We start from the raw sequence: 1,134 nt of genomic DNA on the forward strand, positions 1-1,134 counted from the left end.
GTTCATCCCTTGACGGTATCTAACCAGAAAGCCACGGCTAACTACGTGCCAGCAGCCGCGGTAATACGTAGGTGGCAAGCGTTGTCCGGATTTATTGGGCGTAAAGCGAGCGCAGGCGGTTTCTTAAGTCTGATGTGAAAGCCCCCGGCTCAACCGGGGAGGGTCATTGGAAACTGGGAGACTTGAGTGCAGAAGAGGAGAGTGGAATTCCATGTGTAGCGGTGAAATGCGTAGATATATGGAGGAACACCAGTGGCGAAGGCGGCTCTCTGGTCTGTAACTGACGCTGAGGCTCGAAAGCGTGGGGAGCGAACAGGATTAGATACCCTGGTAGTCCACGCCGTAAACGATGAGTGCTAAGTGTTGGAGGGTTTCCGCCCTTCAGTGCTGCAGCAAACGCATTAAGCACTCCGCCTGGGGAGTACGACCGCAAGGTTGAAACTCAAAGGAATTGACGGGGGCCCGCACAAGCGGTGGAGCATGTGGTTTAATTCGAAGCAACGCGAAGAACCTTACCAGGTCTTGACATCCTTTGACCACTCTAGAGATAGAGCTTCCCCTTCGGGGGCAAAGTGACAGGTGGTGCATGGTTGTCGTCAGCTCGTGTCGTGAGATGTTGGGTTAAGTCCCGCAACGAGCGCAACCCTTATTGTTAGTTGCCATCATTTAGTTGGGCACTCTAGCGAGACTGCCGGTGACAAACCGGAGGAAGGTGGGGATGACGTCAAATCATCATGCCCCTTATGACCTGGGCTACACACGTGCTACAATGGGAAGTACAACGAGTTGCGAAGTCGCGAGGCTAAGCTAATCTCTTAAAGCTTCTCTCAGTTCGGATTGTAGGCTGCAACTCGCCTACATGAAGCCGGAATCGCTAGTAATCGCGGATCAGCACGCCGCGGTGAATACGTTCCCGGGCCTTGTACACACCGCCCGTCACACCACGAGAGTTTGTAACACCCGAAGTCGGTGAGGTAACCTTTTTGGAGCCAGCCGCCTAAGGTGGGATAGATGATTGGGGTGAAGTCGTAACAAGGTAGCCGTATCGGAAGGTGCGGCTGGATCACCTCCTTTCTAAGGAATATTTCGGAAGACTACACATCGTTTGCCTTTGTTCAGTTTTGAGAGGTCTAC

At 53.1% G+C, this 1,134-nt stretch carries 1 rRNA gene; it reads left to right on the top strand.

Annotation, left to right across the window (positions count from 1 at the left end):
- Nucleotides 1-1,074, top strand: a 16S ribosomal RNA gene (locus ACIPK1_RS17440); the annotation flags it as partial.
- Nucleotides 1,075-1,134 lie beyond the last annotated feature (60 nt).

The organism is Enterococcus sp. NPDC086594 (genome assembly GCF_044746145.1).
In the GTDB taxonomy this organism is placed as follows: domain Bacteria; phylum Bacillota; class Bacilli; order Lactobacillales; family Enterococcaceae; genus Enterococcus_D; species Enterococcus_D entomosocium.